General features: G+C 65.8%; 20 protein-coding genes. 15 read left to right on the top strand and 5 right to left on the bottom strand.

Going from position 1 to position 20195, the window contains the following annotated elements; translation table 11 throughout:
• Nucleotides 1-448 precede the first annotated feature (448 nt).
• Both CLD20_RS08345 and CLD20_RS08350 read right to left on the bottom strand, forming a co-directional pair.
• Nucleotides 449-937, bottom strand: a complete 489-nt coding sequence (locus CLD20_RS08345; protein WP_224406158.1) for a phage regulatory CII family protein — start codon at nucleotides 935-937, stop codon at nucleotides 449-451.
• Complete coding sequence (locus CLD20_RS08350) at nucleotides 934-1377, bottom strand: hypothetical protein (protein ID WP_224406159.1); 444 nt, start codon at nucleotides 1375-1377, stop codon at nucleotides 934-936. Before CLD20_RS08350 ends, CLD20_RS08345 begins: the two co-directional genes overlap by 4 nt.
• Before the next feature lie 141 nt (nucleotides 1378-1518).
• Here CLD20_RS08350 and CLD20_RS08355 point away from each other — a divergent pair, with 141 nt between their 5' ends.
• Nucleotides 1519-2193 (top strand): S24 family peptidase, encoded by a 675-nt coding sequence (locus CLD20_RS08355; protein ID WP_224406160.1) that lies wholly within the window; start codon nucleotides 1519-1521, stop codon nucleotides 2191-2193.
• Between the two features lie 7 nt (nucleotides 2194-2200).
• Here the strand turns inward: CLD20_RS08355 and CLD20_RS08360 are convergent, their stop codons facing one another.
• Nucleotides 2201-2812, bottom strand: coding sequence for a hypothetical protein (locus CLD20_RS08360; RefSeq protein WP_224406161.1), 612 nt, complete (start codon nucleotides 2810-2812; stop codon nucleotides 2201-2203).
• Between the two features lie 364 nt (nucleotides 2813-3176).
• On the opposite strand from CLD20_RS08360, the gene CLD20_RS08365 reads away from it, so the two are divergent.
• From CLD20_RS08365 to CLD20_RS08375, 4 genes are all read left to right on the top strand, one after another.
• Complete coding sequence (locus tag CLD20_RS08365) at nucleotides 3177-3524, top strand: hypothetical protein (RefSeq protein WP_224406162.1); 348 nt, start codon at nucleotides 3177-3179, stop codon at nucleotides 3522-3524.
• The gene (locus tag CLD20_RS20175) at nucleotides 3521-3646 is read left to right on the top strand and encodes a hypothetical protein (protein WP_255599534.1); all 126 of its coding nucleotides are present in this window, start codon (nucleotides 3521-3523) and stop codon (nucleotides 3644-3646) included. The genes CLD20_RS08365 and CLD20_RS20175 overlap by 4 nt, the downstream gene beginning before the upstream one ends.
• A gap of 271 nt (nucleotides 3647-3917) precedes the next feature.
• Nucleotides 3918-4073, top strand: a complete 156-nt coding sequence (locus tag CLD20_RS08370) for a hypothetical protein (RefSeq protein WP_224406163.1) — start codon at nucleotides 3918-3920, stop codon at nucleotides 4071-4073.
• A 198-nt stretch (nucleotides 4074-4271) separates the two neighbouring features.
• Entirely contained in the window at nucleotides 4272-5489 is a 1218-nt protein-coding gene (locus tag CLD20_RS08375) for a site-specific integrase (protein ID WP_224406164.1), read from the top strand.
• Nucleotides 5490-5794: 305 nt separating this feature from the next.
• Here the strand turns inward: CLD20_RS08375 and CLD20_RS08380 are convergent, their stop codons facing one another.
• Nucleotides 5795-7123: a UDP-glucose/GDP-mannose dehydrogenase family protein gene (locus CLD20_RS08380; protein ID WP_224406165.1), complete on the bottom strand. Its 1329-nt coding sequence runs from the start codon at nucleotides 7121-7123 to the stop codon at nucleotides 5795-5797.
• Nucleotides 7124-7742: 619 nt separating this feature from the next.
• Between CLD20_RS08380 and CLD20_RS08385 the strand changes: the two genes are divergently transcribed.
• Nucleotides 7743-9188 carry an exopolysaccharide biosynthesis polyprenyl glycosylphosphotransferase gene (locus tag CLD20_RS08385; protein WP_224406166.1) on the top strand — a complete coding sequence of 482 codons (1446 nt, stop codon included), beginning with the start codon at nucleotides 7743-7745 and terminating at the stop codon, nucleotides 9186-9188.
• Nucleotides 9189-9325: 137 nt separating this feature from the next.
• Nucleotides 9326-10003, top strand: coding sequence for a metallophosphoesterase (locus CLD20_RS08390; RefSeq protein WP_224406167.1), 678 nt, complete (start codon nucleotides 9326-9328; stop codon nucleotides 10001-10003).
• Here CLD20_RS08390 and CLD20_RS08395 read toward each other — a convergent pair.
• Nucleotides 9997-11487, bottom strand: a complete 1491-nt coding sequence (locus CLD20_RS08395; protein ID WP_224406168.1) for an O-antigen ligase — start codon at nucleotides 11485-11487, stop codon at nucleotides 9997-9999. The two genes, CLD20_RS08390 and CLD20_RS08395, sit on opposite strands and share 7 nt — an antisense overlap.
• Before the next feature lie 515 nt (nucleotides 11488-12002).
• On the opposite strand from CLD20_RS08395, the gene CLD20_RS08400 reads away from it, so the two are divergent.
• The 8 genes from CLD20_RS08400 (at nucleotide 12003) to CLD20_RS08440 (ending at nucleotide 20139) form a co-directional block, all read left to right on the top strand.
• Nucleotides 12003-14288, top strand: coding sequence for a GNVR domain-containing protein (locus CLD20_RS08400; protein ID WP_224406169.1), 2286 nt, complete (start codon nucleotides 12003-12005; stop codon nucleotides 14286-14288).
• A 4-nt stretch (nucleotides 14289-14292) separates the two neighbouring features.
• Complete coding sequence (locus tag CLD20_RS08405) at nucleotides 14293-14529, top strand: hypothetical protein (protein ID WP_224406170.1); 237 nt, start codon at nucleotides 14293-14295, stop codon at nucleotides 14527-14529.
• 4 nt (nucleotides 14530-14533) lie between these two features.
• Entirely contained in the window at nucleotides 14534-14857 is a 324-nt protein-coding gene (locus CLD20_RS08410; protein ID WP_224406171.1) for a hypothetical protein, read from the top strand.
• 11 nt (nucleotides 14858-14868) lie between these two features.
• A complete protein-coding gene (locus CLD20_RS08415; protein WP_224406172.1) occupies nucleotides 14869-16128 on the top strand; it encodes a hypothetical protein in 1260 nt (419 codons plus the stop codon).
• A 47-nt stretch (nucleotides 16129-16175) separates the two neighbouring features.
• A complete protein-coding gene (locus CLD20_RS20325) occupies nucleotides 16176-17327 on the top strand; it encodes a glycosyltransferase (RefSeq protein WP_304504356.1) in 1152 nt (383 codons plus the stop codon).
• Nucleotides 17302-18198 (top strand): sulfotransferase, encoded by an 897-nt coding sequence (locus CLD20_RS08430; protein WP_224406173.1) that lies wholly within the window; start codon nucleotides 17302-17304, stop codon nucleotides 18196-18198. The genes CLD20_RS20325 and CLD20_RS08430 overlap by 26 nt, the downstream gene beginning before the upstream one ends.
• A 214-nt stretch (nucleotides 18199-18412) precedes the next feature.
• Nucleotides 18413-18634 carry a hypothetical protein gene (locus CLD20_RS08435; RefSeq protein ID WP_224406174.1) on the top strand — a complete coding sequence of 74 codons (222 nt, stop codon included), beginning with the start codon at nucleotides 18413-18415 and terminating at the stop codon, nucleotides 18632-18634.
• A gap of 179 nt (nucleotides 18635-18813) precedes the next feature.
• The gene (locus CLD20_RS08440; RefSeq protein WP_224406175.1) at nucleotides 18814-20139 is read left to right on the top strand and encodes an O-antigen ligase; all 1326 of its coding nucleotides are present in this window, start codon (nucleotides 18814-18816) and stop codon (nucleotides 20137-20139) included.
• The last annotated feature ends 56 nt before the right edge of the window (nucleotides 20140-20195 follow it).

Here is a 20195-nt window from a genome sequence, read left to right on the forward strand (position 1 = left end):
CACCCCCGCCCTCCCGAAAAAGGAGCGGGCGCCGGGTCCGCCAGAGAACCGGATGGTTCCGGCTCCCGCTCCAGTTTTGGGGAGGAAACGCCAATGAGAGCCTCACTCGCACCGCACATCCGCGGATGGGCGACCCGCGGAAGGGCCTCGTCTCGCCTTGCGGCGAAATTCTCACGCGCCGGCGGGGCCGGGTTTGTTGCAGGGAAAGCCCCGCCGGCGCGCTCAGGCGTGGCACGGCCCGCACAGGCGCGCGCCACCCCGTCCCGAAGTTCGTCGTCGATCTGCCGGCCCACCGCCTCCGGCAGAAGGGCTTTAAAGGGCACCCGCTTGAACGGCCCGAAGGGAATGTCGGAGACATGATACGAGGTCCGGCGGCCGCCCGAAGGCGCTTCCTCCGGCACCCGCACCCGCCTGCCGTTCCGCCGCATAAAGGCAAGAATCTCCGCGCTCATCCGCCCGCCCCTCCCCTCAGGGCAGCGGCGGCAAGGTTGAGCGCATGCGCCGCGTCGTCGATTTCCTTCAGGCAGCGCCGGCGCTCGCTCTCGGTGATCTCCCCGTCGCGCAGCGCCTCCAGCAGCGCGCCCGTTGCCTCGCTGGTCTCGCGGTTGATGGTGATGAGATGGCCGGTGAGGTCGCTTCCGCCGGCCGAGACGCCGCGCGGGCGAAGCTCGTAGCCGAGGAGCCCGGCGAGCGTTGTCGCCACGATCGGCTTGCCGCAGGCGCGGTCGACGTCGAGCGCCACGTCGAGCGCCAGAAAGCGATCGATGTCGTCGGCAAGCATGGAGCCGGCGCGCGACAGGCCGGACTGGCCGATGCGCGTCGCATACTGCATCTTTTCCGGCCCGCCCGCCTCGTGGACGGCGCGCTGCGAGGCCGCTTTCAGCAGCGCCCGGTCGGCCGTGCTGGAGGGCCGCGCCGGATGGTCGACCCGGCTCATGCCGCACCCCCTTCCGGCCCGGACCCGTTGGAAAACGTGCCGCCCGCCCCCGGCGCGGCCGGTCCGGCCTCCGGTGAAATCGTTTCACGGCATGAAACGCCCGCCGCCATGCCGTGACCCGCCGCTGCCGCTGCGGCAGTCTCGGAGCTGCCAACACATCCGCTGCCGGCGGCGGCGTCAGCTTCGCCTGCTCCGCCTGCCGTCGAACAGCCGGGGGAAAACGCCGAAAGACTGCCGGGCCAGTCGGCACCCTTCGGCCAGTTTTCGCGAAACCATGCGACGGCCCGCTCCCATGTTCGGGTGTGGACGTCGCTGCCCTCCGAAATGCGCGAAAGCGCCTTGCCGTCGTTGAAGAGGATCGTCGACAAACGCGACACCGACAGCCCGGTCACCGCCCGGTAGCCGTCCGAAAGGACAAGAAGTTGCTCTCTGAGTGTCATCTCGCCTGCTCTGCGCCTCCGGCTTCGCGGCCATCGGATTCGGAGCGGGAGAATGCGGGTCATGACCCGCTTTGTCAACGGGTCATAACCCGCATGCGGACTTTATCCGGTGCGGGTAATGTCCCGCACATGGAAGAGACGATGCTTCAGCGGATCGATGAGCGCCTCAGAATTCTCGGCCTGTCGCGGGAGGCGGCCTGCGGCAAAGCGGGGATCCACCGCGACGCGATCCGGGACCTGGAACGCGGCAAGCGCAAGCAGTTCACCGGGAACACCCTGTCAAGGCTCGCCCGCGTGCTGGAGATATCCGAGACCTGGCTTTTGACCGGACAGGATGCGGGCGACAGCGTTCCTGCCTTTTCGCGAGAGGTCCGGCCCTCCGGGATCGGCCTGCCACCCCGTTCGTCCATGCCCGACGACGTGCCGGTCTTCGGCACCGCCGCAGGCGCGCTCGCCGGAGCGTTCACGCTGGAGAAGGTGATTGTCGACTACGTGCGCCGCCCGCCCGCCCTTTTCGGCGCGAGCGACGTCTACGCGGTCTATATCGAAGGCTCCTCCATGGAGCCGGAGCACCGGGCCGGCGATCTGCGTTTCGTGCATCCCCACAGGAAGCCGGCCATCGGCGACACGGTGATCATCCAGACGCAGTATCACGAGAACGGCGGCATCGAGGCCTACATCAAGCACCTGGTGCGGCGCACGGCGGAGCGCATCGACACGGCCCAGCTCAATCCGCCGGCCGGCCTTTCCTTCGAGACGAAATTCGTGAAGGCCGTCCACAAGGTGCTGACGATGAACGACCTTTTCGGCGTCTGAAGGCGCCTCAGGACAAAAGCCGCACCAGGCGCTCGCGGCGCTTGCGCTCGGCCCCTTCCGGCCCGCCCGGCGCGCCGGCTTCCGCCAGCCCGCAGAGCCTTTCGGAGAACTCCAGGAAAAGGCGTCGCTCGCCCGGCGAGCGCGCCATTCGCGCCACGGCGCCCGAAGCGCTGTCGAGCGTCGGCCTTTCACGGGCGATCCAGATGCGCGCCAGGTCCTCGTCGAAGTCCTGCGCCCCCTTGCCGAGAGCGGCCCGCGCCGCAACGTATTCCACCAGAAGACTTTCCTCGCTCGCGGAAAGATCGCGGTCGGCGCGGGCGATCCATAGGAGAGCCCTGAGGCCGGGGCGGGCGCGCATCATCACCGAAGCGTGGTCCGCCCGCTCGTCCAGCTCGCCTTCCACAAAGCGCGAGAAGAAGCGCACCGGATTGCCGATCTCGGCGCCGGAGCGATGCTCCACCATTCTGAGGATTCTGTCGGCGCGGAAGGTTCGCTCCCCGCCGGCCCGGCTGCAATCGGCGACGATGTAGATCTGCCCTTCCTGCCGATAGACGTCTTTCAGGCGGATCGTGCGGGCGCTGCGCTCTCCGGACGAGTTTTCGTAGGAAATGCCGAACACGAGTCCTTCGCTGGCGTGATCCGCCTCCGGCCGCGGTGGCTCGGGTATAGGACCGCGCCCCGGGGACCGGCCGCTTCGCCGTCGGGGTGTCCATTCCCCGTCCTGCCGGGGCACAGCCACCCGCGGTGGCCTTTCGGCCCCGTCCTCACGACGCGCCCACCAAATGACCGCGACGAGAATCCCCACGACGATCAGCCACTCCATTGCCGCCACCAAAGCGAAGTCCCGAGCCCGAACCCAGCCTAGAATGTTGCGGGCCGCCGCGGCAACCTGCGCGCGCACGGCCCGAGCGGGAGGCGACCCGCTTGACGCGGGTTATAACCCGCATTATCGTCCCGCATCCTTTGTTTTGCGGGAGTGAGAAATGTCCGAGCTTTCAGCCGCCCCTCTGGTTGTTCGCATGGCCGATGCCATGCGCGAACGCTTCGCCGCCACCGGCGGCGTCACGCCTGAAGATCTCGCCGGCGCGTTCTCGGCCGAAGAGATCGCCGCCCACGGCGAGGCAGCCGCCGCTCTTGCCAGAAAGGGCTTCGTGCGCCAGGCGGGCGCGCCGGGCCCCTCCCCGGCCCTTGCCGGCCTCATCGCCGAGGTCGATGCGATCGGCCGCTTCACCGGCCACGTCGCCCGCAAGGTCAAGACCCTCGACGCCGGCCTCCGCCGTCTTTCGCAGGAGAGCGCCGCGCTCGCGCCGCATGCGGGGGGCCTGTCATGAGCCGCGCGGTTTTCCTGCGCGTTCTCTGGACGCTTGAGGACCTGCGCGACCTCGTCGCCCTCGCCGGGCTGCTCGGCCTGCTCTTCGCCGTGACCCTCGGCCTTTTCGGCGGGGGCGTGTGATGAGCCTCCGCCGGCTTCGCCTTCAGGGCGACCTCGCCAATCTCCGTTGCCGTGCCGATGGCCCTCCGGGCGCTCTCGAGGCGGTTTTGAGGTTCTGTTCCGCGGCGCTTGCCATCTACGCGCTTGCGACGCTGGTCTACGCCATCGCCTTCCCGGCCGAGTTTTCCGAAATGCTCGGGAGGTGGTGGTGAGGGAGCCGATATTCTCCAGCGAAGCATTCATCCGCCGTGCCCTACATCGACTTTCAGTTCGATGCTCAGGAGCTCGCCGAATGACCGGCGATCAGAGGCCGGAAGAAACGCTTCTTCCGGAATGGGCGCGCTGGAACGGCGAAGGCCCGGCTCCGGCGAAATGGAGAGCCACCAATCCCACGACCGGCGCGGAGACGATCGTCTACCGCTCCTACGCCGACTATTGCATGGACTGACGCCATGACCCGGCCCGAGCCCGACGAGATCGGACCGAACGATCCGATCACGCTTCAGGAGGCCTGCGACCTCGCCTTTCGCGGGCGCGTCAAGGTCTCCACCTTGCGGGCCGAGATCGAGCGCGGCAATCTCGCCGTGGAGCGCATCGGCCGCAAGCTCTTCACCACGCTCGCCGATATCGAGGAGATGCGCGTCAAATGCCGCGACAGGCCAAAGGCATCAGGCTCTGGTACCAGCGCGAGCGCATCGCCCCGGACGGGAGCCTGCGCGAGCGCGGGGTCTGGTGCATCCGCGACGGAAGACGCAAGCACCGCACTGGCTTCGCTCTTGGCGAACGCGCAGAAGCTGAAAAGGCCCTCGCGGACTACATCGTCTCGCGGCGGGAAGTCCCCCGCCACGGCCAGCGTCCTGCCGCTGAAACGCTGATCGTCGACGTCCTCAACCTCTATCTTCTCGACGTCGTTCCGGCCCAGGCACGTCCCGACGAGGCGGCCGGCCGCATCGCCCGTCTCGGCACCTTCTTCGACGGCATGCATCTTTCCGACCTCAACGGCGCGCTCTGCCGCGCCTATGCCGCCGGGCGCGGCGCCCCGGTCGCCGCCCGCCGCGAGCTGGAGGATCTGAGGGCGGCGATCAACCATCACCGCGCCGAAGGGCTGTGCGCGGAGATCGTCTCCGTCGTCCTGCCGCCCCGGCCCGCCTCGCGCGAGCGCTGGCTGACGCGCAGCGAGGCGGCGCGGCTGATCTGGGCCGCATGGAGCTACCGGGAGGTGCAGAAAGGAGCGGAGACCGACAGGCGACCGCTGCGCCATGTGGCGCGCTTCGTGCTCGCCGGCCTCTATACCGGCACGCGCGCCGGGCCGATCCTTGCCGCGAGCTTCACGCCCGTTCCGGCCCGCCCGCTCGTCGACCTCGATCGCGGTGTCTTCTATCGCCGGCCGGCCGCAAGGCGCGAGACGAAGAAGCGCGCCCCGCCCGTCGTCCTGCCGCGCCGTCTTCTCGCCCATCTGAGGCGATGGCGGCGTCTCGGCCAGGCCGGCCCGGTGGAATGGCGCGGCGCACCGACGGCGCGCATCCACAGGGCCTTCGCCCATGCCGCCAGCCTCGCCGGCCTCGGCGAGGACGTCACGCCGCACACGCTGCGGCACACCTGCGCCACCTGGCTCATGCAGGAAGGCGTCGACATGTGGCAGGCCTCGCGCTTCCTCGGCATGTCGATGGAGACGCTGGAGCGCGTCTATGGCCACCACCACCCCGACCACCTGAGGGCCGCGCGCGAGGCGCTCGACCGGCCGGCCAGCCGCCGCGCCGCGAGCCACGCCGCAAATCCACGCGGAACGCATGCGGACAGTTTCAGCGGAACGAAGGCGCAACACGGCGCCTCGGCCGTTCCGAAGATCGTTGATTTTCCCTGACCTTCGGCGACACCGGTTTTCTGTCGTCTCGTTCGGGACGAGGGGGTCGCAGGTTCGAATCCTGCCACTCCGACCAATCCCTCCACGGACCCGCGTGGATCGGTCGGCCGCTGAGCCGAAGCTGGCTGGAGATGGCCGCGCGCTTGATCCTTGCCCCACCGGCGCCCGACGGGCCGCACGGATGGCGGCCAGCCAGAAGACGGCCGCCGGGGCGCGACAGCCGCCATGGGCGGCCCGCAGGCCGCACCACCCATTCATCCTTCGCCGGATTTGCTGAAAGCGCGCCCGTGGCGGGCGCGCTGCGCCTATGCAGCTGCGCCGACCGTCTCGCGCCCGATGGAGAGGTAGGTGAAGCCGGCCTCGCGCATTTCCTTGGCCGTATAGACGTTGCGCATGTCGACCACGATCGGGCTCTTCAGCAGCCCCTTGACGCGGTCGAGATCGAGCGCGCGGAACTCGTTCCATTCGGTGACGATGGCAATCGCATCGGCATCCTGCATAGCCTCGTAGGAGGAAGCCGCCCATTTGACGCCGTCGAAGGCGCTAATCTTGCGGGCCTCGTCCATGCCGGCCGGATCGTAGGCGACGACGGTGGCGCCCGCCTCCTTCAGCCTCCCGACGATGTCGATGGAAGGCGAATCGCGCATGTCGTCGGTCTCGGGCTTGAAGGTGACGCCGAGCAGGGCAATCGCCTTGCCTGAAACCGACCCGCCGCAGGCCTCAATGATGCGGTCCGCCATACGCAGCTTGCGCTGGTCGTTGACCTCCATCACCGCGGTCACGATGCGCGTCGGCGCACCGAACTGCTCGGCCGTACGAACCAGGGCGAGCGTGTCCTTGGGAAAGCAGGAACCCCCGAAGCCGGGGCCGGGATGCAGGAACTTCGATCCGATGCGTCGGTCGAGGCCGATGCCGCGGGCGACATCCTGCACGTCGGCGCCCGTCTTCTCGCAAAGATCGGCCATCTCGTTGATGAAGGAGATCTTCGTGGCGAGGAAGGCGTTCGCCGCATATTTGATGAGCTCCGCCGTACGCCGGCGGGTGAAGAGGATCGGCGTCTCGTTGATGAAGAGCGGACGATAGAGAAGACGCATCACCTCGCGCGCGCGTTCGCTCTGTACGCCGATGACGACGCGGTCGGGCCGCTTGAAGTCCTCGATGGCGGAACCTTCACGCAGGAATTCCGGGTTGGAGGTGACGTCGATTTCCAGCTCGGGCCTTGCCTCGCGCACGATCCGCTCGACTTCGTCGCCGGTGCCAACGGGCACGGTCGATTTCGTCACGACTACCGTATAGGCCCCGACGGAACGGGCGACCTCTTCCGCCGCGGCATAGACATAGGAAAGGTCGGCATGGCCGTCGCCGCGCCGCGAAGGCGTGCCGACGGCGATGAAAACGGCGTCGGCGTCGGCGCAGGCCTCCGTCAGATCGGTCGTGAAGGAAAGGCGCCCCACGGCGACGTTGCCGGCGACAAGAACGTCGAGGCCCGGCTCGTAAATCGGCATCTCGCCCCGCAACAGCCGGTCGATCTTCGAGGCGTCCTTGTCGACGCATACGACTTCATGTCCGAAATCGGCAAAACAGGCCCCGGAAACCAGGCCGACATAGCCCGTCCCGATCATGGCGATCTTCATAATCCATCCCTTTGCTGAGCAGGACGCTTGGGCGCGCGCGGCTGGAAAGGCCCTCTCAATACTTCAGACGAGGACGAAACCGCAAGCTTGGCCCGCTCCACACCAGCCCACCGAGGCGACTGTGGGAGATGCGCAACAGCTGCGGAAAAGATCGCCTGCGAGGAGAGCGGCGAGACGGGGCAGGCAGAAACGAGTTGCCACACTTTCTGATTGCTTTTGACCGGGCTCGGCGACTTTGTCGCACCGCACCATCTACCAGAAAGCGTTTGCTGCGCTGCGATCAAAACGCCCACATCACTCGCGCCAGAATTGAAGTCGACGAATCGCCTTCGCCTCTATTTCTAGTATAATTCAACGGCAAAAGGCGCAACTTTTAAAGGCGATGTAAATAGTGCGGCTATTGGCTCACATTCGACTAAAGACCAAGAACGTCCGTGGCGGAAACCATAGCCAATGCCGTTAACCTTACGGGTTTACGCAGTTCCCCGGGACCCAGCGCCGCCGCTAACCATTCTGCCAATTCCGTTTCTGAAATCGTTCGAATTTGCTTTGCATCGACCGGTAAATTTTGTATTAAGTTCGCCGTGCGGCGTGCAGTAGAACTCTTTAAGGTGTCCCTATGGTTGAATCCAGTCCGAGGGGGCAGGCCGGCGCGCTTCTGGGAACCGGCATCGCTGCGCCGTTCAGCATCCCGTCCGACCTGCTGGCATATGCGCTCTCTCTAGTTGATCTCGTGGTTCTGACCGTCGTCATGGCGGTCGTGCACGTGACCTATCTCAGCGTGGCATTCGACGACGTGCCGTCCTTTATGGACGGCCTTCGGCTCGGCTTTGTCATCGCAGCTGTTTTCGTTGGCACGCAGTACATCCGCGGTGCCTACGACCCCTCCGTGTATATTCGTACAAAATCTCAAGTAAAAGGTGTATTGCTCGCCTGGGCACTCGCATTTCTGGTGCTTGCCTGGTTCGCCTTCCTGATGAAGATCACGGACGACTTCTCGAGAGCCTCGCTGTCGATGAACTTCGTGATCGGGCTGGCGGCCATCGTGAGCGTACGCCTCTCGCTGTCGCAGCTCATTCGCGGCCTGATCGCACGCGGTACGCTCGTCCTGCGCCGCGCCTTCGCTGTCTTTTCCGGCGAGGATGCAAGCCCTGCAACGCTGAAGCGCCTCTCCGACGATGGCATCTGGCTTGCCGGCAGCACGCGCCTCGACCATTCCCCGGAAGGCTCCAACGTCGACCATGTCGTCGCGCGCATCCGGGAGCAGCTTCATCTGGCTCCGTTCGAGGAGGTCTACGTCTTCGCGCAGTGGAACAATCCGGAGATGCTGCGTTCGCTCAGCCTCGCGCTCAGCGCCCTGCCCCTTTCGGTGTTCCTCATCGCGGACAATCACACGCAGCAGATCGTGCGTTCTCGCTCGCTGCGCACAGGTTCGCTCTGCGGCTTCGAGGTCCAGCGCGCACCCCTGACCTCGAGCGAGGTGCTGCAAAAGCGCGTGCTGGACATTGTTCTCGCCTCGGTCGCCCTGATCATGCTTGCGCCGCTTTTGACCATCGTCAGCCTTGCCATCGCGGCAGAGGGCGGAGGGCCCGTGATCTTCCGCCAGCGTCGGCGCGGTCTCGGCGGACGGCTCTTCACCATCCTGAAGTTCCGCAGCATGAGAGTGTGCGAGGATGGCGGCCATATCGAGCAGGCCAAGCGCGGCGATCCGCGAATCACCAAGCTTGGGCGAATACTCCGGCGCACCAGCATCGATGAGCTGCCGCAGCTCATCAATGTGCTCAAGGGCGAGATGTCCATCGTCGGCCCGCGGCCGCACGCGCTGGCACACGATACGCATTACGACGAGTTGATCGAGATCTACCAGTACCGCCACCACCTGCCGCCGGGCCTGACGGGCTGGGCACAGATTCACGGGTTCCGTGGCGAGACTGCAGAGCTGCGACTGATGGAAAAGCGTGTCGAGCATGACCTGTGGTACATTAACCACTGGTCGATCTTCCTCGACATCTGGATCATCATTCGTACCGCGTTCTCCCTGGTTTCGACTAAGAACGCCTATTAAGCAGAGACACCCCGGTGGCGCCGCCGTCATGGCGCCACCATCCTTTGGCATGAGCTGATCAGGTGTTGACCTTGCTTTCTTGGCCTTCAAGGTCCCCTCGGGATGTTCCGATCTATCCACGCCTTCCGGCAGAGCGAATGCTGCTGGCGATCGGCGATATACATGGCAGGGCGGACCTCCTCTCCGATCTGCACGCATGGCTGGACGACTATGTCCATGCGGACGGCGCCTACGACATCACCGAGATCTATCTCGGCGATTACATCGACCGGGGGCTTTATTCGCGCCATGTGATCGACATGCTCATCGAGCGGTCGCGGCAGCGCTCGACGATCTTCCTTCGCGGCAACCACGAAGCGTGCCTGCAGAACTTTCTCGACGGAAAGCTCGCGGTGCGGGATTGGGCGCGCCTCGGAGGGATGGAGACGCTTCACTCCTACGGCCTCAATCCGACCCCCCATCCCTCGCTGAACGACGACTTCGCGCGCACCATGCCCCCCGAGCACCACGCGTTCTTCGCTTCGCTGCGGACGCACTTCGCCGAGGGCGGGTACTTCTTCGTCCATGCCGGCGTCGATCCGAAAAAGCCGCTGGATGAGCAGTCGGAACGCACGATGCTGTGGATCCGCGACGAGTTCCTCAACTATCCCGGCCGGTTCGGAAACGTCGTCGTGCACGGCCACAGCCCGGTGCGCGAGCCTGACTTCCGCCCGAACCGGATCAACGTCGACACCGGGGCCTACGCGACCAACCGGCTCTCCTGCCTGAAGATCGATGAAAACGGTCCTGAGGCTCTCGAATGGGAGGTCTACTGACCCTCCGGATCCGGCCGCAACGGCGCGGCCGACGCTGGAGAGCGGGCGAGTTCGCGGGTCGGAAAGCGCGGTCGATTGCCCCTCTTTCCCTTTGCGCCTGCGGAGGGCGGGCGGACAGGCGGGCGCGCGGTCTCCTGCCTGCGTTCCGCCCCGGAACTCGCGCGTCCTAGTGCGACTGCGGTGCAGGCACCCAGCGCGGCGGAAAAATACGCGGCGAACCCCGGCACCTGCAGCGGAAAATCGATCAGGGAATGGAGCGCGACCAGCGTGGAGACCGCCGCGCCGGCGATCGGCACGTTCCGCATCCGCCGGCGCGAGCGGATCCCGGTGATCAGGATGTGCGTCACGACGACGAAGACGAGGACGAGCGCGAACAGAAAAGGCAGACCGAGCGCCATGTAGCCTTCGAGGTAGGTGCTGTGGGCCGTCTCCCACCTCGCGGCCGGCGCGCAATCCGCAGCCCGGTAGGCGGGAAAGACCACCGGGAAAGTGCCGAGACCCGTGCCGAACCAGACATGGTCGCCGATCGCCCTCACAGTCGAGCGATAGGCACACCAGCGCGCGCTATCGAGGCCGGCAAGCTGGAACCTCAGAAGGGCCCTCCCGGCGACGACGATGCCGGCAATCGCAAGGAGAACCGACAGGCCCAGCATCGCCGCCAGGCGCTTGGCGACCGGCACCTCCTTGCGGCGCAGATACGTCCAGAGCCTGATGGCGGAGAAGACGAAGACGCCGGAGAGGAAAACGGCGATGCCCGCGCGTGACTGGGTCAGCAGGAGTGCCGTCAGGCAGGCACCAGCACCCACAAGCCAGATGCCGGCATAGGCCTGCGCGGAAAGACGAAGGGGCATCCGGACGGGCTCGCCGGGAGGCGGCGGCGGGCGCCACCTTTCGTTCGCCTGGCGAGGGGTGGCAGCCACGGCCGCGCACAGAAGCGCGGCGCAGCCGAAGAACGCAGCGGCCGTATTACGATTGATGAAGGAGCCAGTCAGGCTCTCCGGGTAGGCCACCTTGGGGATCAGGAGAATGTGGCCGGGATCGAACAGGAACTGCGGAATGCCGATCACCGCGAGCACGACGCCCAGGCCGGCGAGAAACTGGACCAGGAAAAAGGCGCTCTCTTCGCGGCGAAAGAGAATGAAGGTCGTCACGAAGACGAGAAGCGGGAGCACGGCGGCAGGTATGGCGTAGAGCGTGCGGCCCGGATCGACGGAGATCGCTCCCGGACCCGGGGGAACGATTCGCGCGGCGGCATCCTCAAGCCCAAGCGCATCCCCCAGACCGAGCGGCAATGTCTGCAACAGCGACCAGCCGATCAGAGCCGCGGCAAGAGCAACGGTGAGCAGAGCAAGGTTGCGCAGCCGGCGGTTCGGAAGCGGCTGCCACACGGCGGACAGTGCGCTGACGAGGAAAAGGCCGGCCATGAGCGAAAAGGTAAGAGGGCGCGTTGCGCCATAAGCCAGCACGCCAGCCACGACGGCCATACAGAATGCAGGCCGCCCCTCATACGGGAAGCCACCGCGCAATCTCGCTTTCATTAGCTCCCTTCGCCCGCCCGCATCCCACCAGACAGCCCGTTATTCCTAAGTGATTCTGCGACAATGCTCGAACCCGAAAGAGCAATCGCCCCGACCCCGCCGAGCGCGCCGCAGCAAGCGAGGCCCGAAACGATCCCCCTTTTCACCTTCTCCGGCAGCTTCCGCCGCGTTCGCAGATAACAGCACGCGACCGGCCCAAGCCCCGCCTCGATCGCGTGCTATCACGCCGCTTCAATCCTTCACGCCAAGCACCTGTGGGGAGTTAACCAAGGGTAAAAATGTCGCTGATGGGAAGTGCATTTTGTTCTTGTTTCAAGTAAGACACAAAGCTGAGCCAGCGCCTTCCAAAGCTGCGGGCCGATCTGCTGAATTCTATTTCCAGGAGGCCTCTGGCCCATGCTTGGTCGTTCACCAAACCCCATCGCGGCCGCTATGGCAGGCACCGTAAGGGAAGGCGTCTGATGCTGAGGCCCATCGGTCCGGACAGGGAAGCGCAGCTTGCCGCGAATGCGGCGGCGACAGCCTCGAACGCAGCGGCAAACGAGAAACTGATCGATGTCGACTGGCTGCTTTCCGCAGCGCGGCGGCAGATGTGGATCGTGGCCGCCTTCACCGTGCTCGGCGCCATCGGGGGACTCGTCTACGCCCTCACGGCCGTGCCGCTCTATTCGGCCCGGATGGAACTCCTGATCGACCCGCGCAAGGTCACCAATCGGGAAGAGGTTCTGCGTCTCGACCAGGTCGGCATGGATACGGCCGCGGTCGAAAACGAAATTCAGATCCTGACCTCCGACAAGATCGTCTCGACGGTCGCCGACGACCTCGACCTTGTCCACGACCCCCGTTTCTCCAACAGCGTCTCCGACCCCCTCACCGGCTTCGTCAAGGGCGCCAAGGACTGGGTGAGGGAGAGATTCGTCGACTGGGGCTGGCTCCCGCACGAGAATTTCAGTCCCGAGGAATCGGACTTCCGCCGCCGCCGGGAGATGATCGAGACCCTGCAGGAGACTTTGGAGGTCCGGCGGGCCGGCCTCAGCTACATGCTCAATGTGAGCTACGAATCCGCCTTTCCGGAAATGTCGGCCGAGATCGTCAACGCCTTCGGCAAGGCCTACCTCTCCGACAAGCTGGAATCCCAGTTCGAGTTCACGCAGCGCGCCAATGACTGGCTCGCTTCGCGCGTCGAAGAGCTGCGCCAGAAGGCGAGCGAGGCCAACGCCAACGTTCAGGACTTCCGCACCAAGAACGGCTTCATCGAGGCCGAGGGGCGGCTGGTCAGCGAGCAGGAGCTGAGCGAGCTCAACAGCCAGCTCGTTCTGGCGAAGGCCGCGACCGCCAGCGCGCGGGCCAAGCACGAGCGCATCCAGAGCATCGTCAATGCAGGAAGCGTCGACGCGGTGGTCTCCGAGGCCCTCGACAACAGGGTCGTCAACGATCTTCGCCTGGCCTACATGGACGCCGCCAAGCGCGAAGGCGAAATTTCCTCGCAGCTCGGAGCCTCGCACCAGCAGGCGATCCGCCTTCGCCGCGAGATGCAGGACTACAAGCGCCTGATCTTCTCCGAGCTCGGCCGCATCGCGGAAAGCTACGAGAGCGACTACCAGGTGGCCAAGTCTCGCGAGAGCGCCCTGGAGGAGAACCTCCAGAAGCTCAAGGGCGTCGCCAGCGGAACGAATTCCCAGCGCGTGCGGCTCGACGAGCTGGAGCGAGAGGCGACGACCTATCAGAACCTCTACAGCACCTTCCTGCAGCGCTATCAGGAAGCGCTGCAGCGCCAGTCCTTCCCGATCGTGGAGGCGCGCATCGTCACGCCGGCCGAGAAGCCGATCTATCCGAGCTATCCGAGCAAGCCCCTCATCCTGGCGATCGGTTTTGCGCTCGGCGGCATGATCGGCGTCGGCGTCGGCGGCATCCGTGAAATGCGCGAGCGCACTTTCCGCACCGGCAACCAGATCGTGGATGACCTCAATCTGGAATATATCGGCAGCGTGCCGATCGTCGATCTGCCGGCCACGACCTCGTCGGGCGGCAAGGCTCCCGCGATCATGCGGTACGTGCTCGATCAACCGCTATCGCCCTTCGCCCAGACCGTGCGAAGCGCAAAGGTGGCCGTCGATCTCACCGTGGAATCGCAGTCCAAGGTCATCGGCATCATCTCGGTGCTGCCGAACGAGGGCAAATCGACGGTGGCGAAGAATTTCGCCTCCTCCCTCGCCTATCTCGGCAACAAGGCCCTTCTGATCGACGGCGACCTGCGCAATCCGGCGCTGTCGCGTCAGATCGCGCCCGACAGCGAGGTCGGCCTGGTGGAAACCCTGCAAGAGGGACGGCTGAGGCGCGACGCGCTCATCTTCGAAGAAGAATCGCGGCTCGCCATCCTGCCGACCGTGCTGCGCCGGCGCACCCCGCACACCGGCATGCTTCTCTCCTCGCCGCCGATGCGCGGTATCCTGGAGGAAGCCCGGTCGCTCTTCGACTATGTGGTCCTGGATCTCCCGCCGCTCGGTCCCGTGGTCGATGCGCGCGCCGCCACGCCGCAGATCGATGCCTTCATCTTCGTCGTGGAATGGGGCCGCACGCCGCGCCAGCTTGTGCGATCGGTGCTCAACAGCAACCCCTTCATCCGTGAGAAATGCCGCGGCGTCATCCTGAACAAGGTCGATATCGGCAAGCGCAAGCTCTACGAGAGCTACGGCTCCGCCGACTATTATCACGGCGAGTATGGGGCCTATTATCAGACTGGATGACGAGATGAGCGCCGGGGTCCCGTCCCGGCGCGTCGCCGCGGCGGGCTCGCCGGCACCGGCGACCTCGATGTCCCACCCGACGAGACGGGAGTTCGGCCTGCTCTGCCTGGCGGCCGGGCTGTTCGCCCTGCCGACCTCCCGCGCAAATGCCCTTGTCGCTCTGGTCGCTTCGCCGCGTGTGACGGCGGACAGCAGCCGGCGCGTCGCCGATATCCTCTCCACCCCGGTGAACGACGAGTGACCCGATGACCGTTCTGCGCAGCGTCGATCTCGGCAGCAAGCCCGACGACGGACAGGGAGACACGTTGCGCATCGCCTTCGAGAAGGTGAATGGCAATTTCGATGCGGTCGTGGAGCTCCTGCTTGAGCGGATGATGGAACATCCGGCGTTCGCTCCCATCCTTCACGACCATGCCGGCTACGTGCCCCGCTTCGTCATGGACCGGGCGCCGGACGTGCCCTCGCCCGTTTTCGGGGCCATCTGGGTCGATGTGCCCCGCAACGAGATCTACCTCGCCACCGGCACGGAAACGGCCGATCAGTGGCGACGAATCGCCTTCGCCGAGTGACGGCCCCGGAAATGCAGCTCATTCGCTACACGCAGGACGGCGCCGGAAAGCAGGACGGCTCCAGCTGGGCGGACGCCAAGCCGCTCCAAAGCGCGCGCGAAGATCTCGCTGCCGAGAACCGCGACGTGACGCTCCTGGTCGGCTTCGATCGCGACCGCGAGCAGCCTGTCTTCTGGTCGAACACGCTTCTGCCGCTGACGCCGCAATCGCAAGGCGCGCGCGCCCTTTCGCTCAAATGCGGCTACATCGGCCCGGCCGACGACGTGCATGCCGTCATCGCTCCGGCGCCGATGCGCTTCTTCACCTATTCCGGCTCCGACTGGCTCAAGCGCGCCTCGCCGGATCTCGGTGGCGGAGAGCCGTTGATCGCTCTCACCCACGCATCGTCCTTCATCCGGCTGGAGGGAATCGTCGCCCAGGGCGCCGGCGCGAGCGGTCTCGTCAATTTCGGCGGAAAGGGCCAGACCTACGAGGACGTCACCATCTGCGGCTTCTCCGTGGAACGGGCCGGCCGCGTCATCGAATGCGACCATGACGTCCGTCTCAAGGGCCTGCTGGTGGAGGATTGCAGCCTCAGGGGCACGACCCGCGGCTTTGCGCGCTTCCGCTGGCTGGAGGATTCCACCCTGCGCTTCCTGTCGATCGACGGAGGCGGGGTCGACGGCGGTGGCGGCAATGTCATCCAGATGATCGCCGTCGAGGCCGGAACCAAACTTCGCTTCGAGGACATCCGGCTGCGCGACGGCATGAGCGGCATCGACGCGATGGAGCGTGGCTCGGCCTACATCCAGGGCGACGGTATCGTCTGCGAGGAAGAGACTTCGGACTGCACGTTCGAGCGCTGCCACGCGGTGGGAATGGGCGACGGCGGCTTCGACATCAAGACAAAGGGCTTCCGGATGGAGGATTGCAGCACCTATCGCTGCCGCTACGGGCTGCGCGTGTGGGCGGACACCGACAACCGCGTGCATCGCTGCAGCTTCCGCAATCCGCGCACCGTTGGCGATCTCGACGGGACCGCGCTTTGGGTCGCCGGCAGCGTCGAGGTGACGGAAAGCTATCTGCAGGCCGGTCCCGGGACTTCCGCGATCCGCCTGCGGGCCAAGAACGGCACTCCGCGCGTGCGCATGAGCGGAGGTGCGATCCAGGTCGACGGGAACGGCTGGTTCATCCAGGGCGAGCCGGGAATTGTCGAATTGAAGGATGTCACCGTCAACGGCTCGTTGCGCAACGAGGTCATACATTTCGACGGTCAGGACCTGCGCCCGTAGGCCAAGGATCAGCCGGCGCAACGATCCCGCGCCCGCCAGGAGAGGCAATGAACAAACAGTCCCGCTCGCAGGCCATCCATTTTTACCTGCCCTGCTTTGCAGGCGGTGGCGCAGAACGGGTTTTCATCCGCCTTGCCAACCATTTCGCCGATCTGGGCCTGCCGGTAGTGTTCGTCGTCAACTTTGCGGGCGGTCCCCTCGCCGGCCTGCTCTCCAACAAGGTCGACCTGATCGACCTCGGCGCTCCACGCGAACGCTACGCCATCCCCAAGCTGGTCAGTTACCTGCGCCGCACGCGACCGCCCGTCCTTCTCAGCGGTATCCTGCACAACAACATCGTCGCCGGACTGTCGACGATGCTCTCACGCGCGCCGACCCGGCTGGTGCTCAGCGAGCGCAACGATGTCTCAAGCGCGTTCGCGGGAAAGTCGGGGCCGGGGCGAGCCGCGCTGAAGGCGGCAACCATCATGGCATATCGCCGGGCCGACGCCCTGACGGCCGTCTCGGCCGGCGTCGCCAGCGACCTTGCGCAGGTAATCGGCAGACCGGCCAACGCGATCCACGTGATCGAGAATCCTTCGCCGGAAGAGCGGGAGATCGGGGCAGCGCGCGAGGCTCCGGTCCCGCACCCCTGGTTCGAGCAGGACGTGCCGGTGATCATCGCCATCGGCCGCCTCCATCCGCAGAAGAACTATCCTCTGCTGCTGGGAGCCCTCCAGCAAGCAAGGCAGACGAGCGGCCGGGACATTCGCCTCATCGTCCTCGGAGATGGCGATGAGGCGCAGGAGCTTTCCGCGCTCGCCGCGCGCCTCGGCCTGTCGGGCTCCGTCGCCTTCACGGGTTTCGTTCTCAACCGGCTCGATTTCCTGGTACGCGCATCGCTCTTCGTGCTGAGCTCGGACTGGGAAGGCTTTCCCAACGTCCTCATCGAGGCGATGGCATGCGGCGTGCCGGTGATCAGCACCGACGCCGACGGCGGGGGGCCGCGCCAGGTTCTGGCCGAGGCGCTGCCCGAAGCCCTGGTGCCGAGGGGCGACCAGGATGCGCTCGCCACCGCCATCATGCGCACGCTCGAGGCTCCGCCGCAGGCGGAGCGCCTGACGGAAGTCGCAAGGCGGTTCTCCATGCCGGAGATCGCGCGAAGATACCTCAAGGTCTTGGAGCAGGAGCCCCATGGACAACCAGACCATACCGGATAGCCAGGCATCCGCTGGCGGAAACGCCGCGGAGACTACGCAGCGCACCCTGCCGAAGTTCATCTTCGTCGGGCCGACGAAGACGGGCACGACCTGGATCGACGCCTATCTGCGCACGCGCTCGGACATCGTCCTGCCGGCGGCGATCAAGGAGACGTTCTACTTCGACAAGCGCTACGACCGCGGTGCCGACTGGTATCGCTCGCTCTTCGAGAAGTCGCCAAACAGGGGCCTTTGCGTCGAGGTGGCCCCTTCCTACTTTGCCAAAAGCGAGGCCTGCGCGCGCATCGCGCGGGACATTCCCGACGTGCAGGTGGTGTGCACGCTCCGCCACCCGCTCGACCGGGCTGTATCGCACTATTTCCACTATCTGCAGCGTGGCGCCCCCGATGTCGGCCTGCCGCAGATGTGCGGGGAATATGCCGACATCCTCGAGGCCGGACATTATCACCGCCACGTCTCCATGTGGCGCGAGGCGCTCGGAACGGAAAACGTCCACGTCCTCTTCTACGACCAGATGGCCTCCGACCCACAGGGCTTCTCGCAAGCCGTATGCGATATCCTCGGCGTGCCGGCCGACCTTCAAGGCGCGGAGATTCCCACCGGGAAGCTGAATTCGGCCGCCGTTCCCCGCTATCCCGCCCTGGCAAAGGCGCGCCATGCGGTGGCGCGCTCGGTGCGCGGCAAGAAGGCCACCGCCCTCCTGAAGCGCCTGTGGGTGGGGCCCCTCAAGACGCTCGTGGAAGGCAAGGCGCCGGATCCGGAGCGGCGCGCGCAGATCCGCCGGGAGGCACTCCAATACCGTCCTCTCTTCCTTGCCGACATCGAAGGCCTGGAGGAGGATCTGGGGGTCGACCTGTCGGCCTGGAAATGAACCGGTCCGGTCCCCGGCCGGCCTTCATCCTTCTTCGGCAACACTTTTTTCACCTTGCCGGCAGGCCGAGGAGAGACAAAGAGGCAGCCGGTGCCATCCTTGACATCCGGTTTTTGGGAAGCCTAGCGTCGATGATGATTCTCATATTCGGTCTTGAACTGAAGTCGGGCGAAGGGTCTCCAGCAGTACCCCACAATGGTGCTTCATGAATCCGATGACGCAGGCTGAGATGGCGATGCCGCTGATGGGCGTCGTGACCTTGGCGATCGCCGTGATCGCCCTCCTTGCGGCCCTTTATGCGGTCTGGCGGGCTGGCCGGGCGACCAGGACGGTGGCGGAGCTCAACCAGGAGGTCCAGTCGCTGCGCAGCGCCAATGAGGCCCAGTTCCATGCCGATCTGGCGGAGCGGGGCCTGAAGGCCGCCAGCGAGAAGTAACGGCGCCTCCGCAAGCCGCCCGGCCCCGCCGGCGAGATGGCGCTGCCGGTGATCGCGACGCACAGAGTTAAGTTCGGGGACGGGACGTTGCCCGGGACCCGCCGGCGACCGCGCCGCAATATGGACAGCGGCAGACGTGCACTGCACAATGAAGGGCGCCTGGTCGCCACGGGAACGCGATGAAGAGTCTGGCCGAGAAGTTATTCGCGATATTTTCGCTCTACTTCTTCATGGGCGGCCTGCACGCCATGCTGACGCCTCGCTCGCTCGACGGCACGGGGCTGGTCGATTCCTCGCCGGCGATCCAGGCGATCGGGCTAGTGGTGGGGGCGCTGCCTTTCGCTCTCCTCGTTCTTCAGCGCGGCGCGGTCGACCGGATCCTGCGGCTCTACTGGCCCATTCTTCTGCCGGTCGGATTTGCGGTGCTGTCGACGATATGGTCCGTCGATCCGGGACTGACGGTCAGGCGCGCCGGCTCGCTGGTGCTGACGACCGCCTTCGCCATGTGGCTCGCCGAGCGCTTTTCGGTGCGCGAGATCGTCAACCTGCTCCTCACCGCCTTCACCGTGCTGTGCGTGCTGAGCTATATCGCCATCATCGTTTTCCCGCATTTCGGCATCCACCAGCCGGGCGACACGGCCAGCGATCACGCCGGGGCCTGGCGCGGCGTCATCGGCTTCAAGAACGATTTCGGGCGGGTGATCGCACTCGGCATCGTCTGTTTCTTCGCGGCGCTGGTCGTGCGGGAGCGGTTTCGCGCCTTCTACTGGGTGATGATCCTGCTCTCCTTCATCCTGGTGCTCGGATCGTCCTCCGCCCAGGCGATCGTGCTTTCCGCGGCACCGGCGCTCGTGCTCATCTTCGCGCGCCTGCTGAGCGGGGTCAGCCCCAAGACGAGGGCCTTTGCACTCGCCGTCGCCGTGCCCTCCGCGATCTGCATCTATTTCTTCGCCGGCCTCGTGGTGAGCGAGGTTCTGCAGATGCTCGGCCGCGACATGACGCTGACCGGGCGGACCGGCATCTGGTATGCGGTGCTGCGCGCCATCGGCGGCCATTTCCTGCTCGGCGGCGGTTTCGGCGCCGGCTGGGCGCTGGTGGCTGACGAGATCCTCCTCGAAAGCACGCGAACATCGGCCGATGCCGTGCCCGGCCACGCGCATAACGGCTATCTCGACAGCCTGGTCGATGTCGGCATTGTCGGCGTTCTCCTGACGCTGGTCGTCATCGTGCCGATCCTGCTGCGTTCGTTCCGCTATCTCGTCCTGCGGCAGCGAGCGGAGATCGGGGCGCTCGGCCTCGGATATGCGGTGTTCTATCTGCTCGGGAACGTGGCTGCTTCGTTCCTGCTCTTGCACAACAGCATCTACTGGGTGTTCGTCGTCTTCCTCTACTGCAAGCTGGCGGTCTCGCCGCAAAGGGTGGCCGCGATGCAAGGCCCGACTACGCCGATCGTCGATCCGACCAGGGTGCGGACGGCCGGCGAGCCCTACAGCTCCGGCCCCTGAGGCTGATTATCGGGAAGAGCGGAATCGGGAAACGGACGGCGCGCCTCAAACGGGCT

The sequence above is a fragment of the Afifella sp. IM 167 genome (genome assembly GCF_020144925.1).
Lineage (GTDB): Bacteria > Pseudomonadota > Alphaproteobacteria > Rhizobiales > Afifellaceae > Afifella.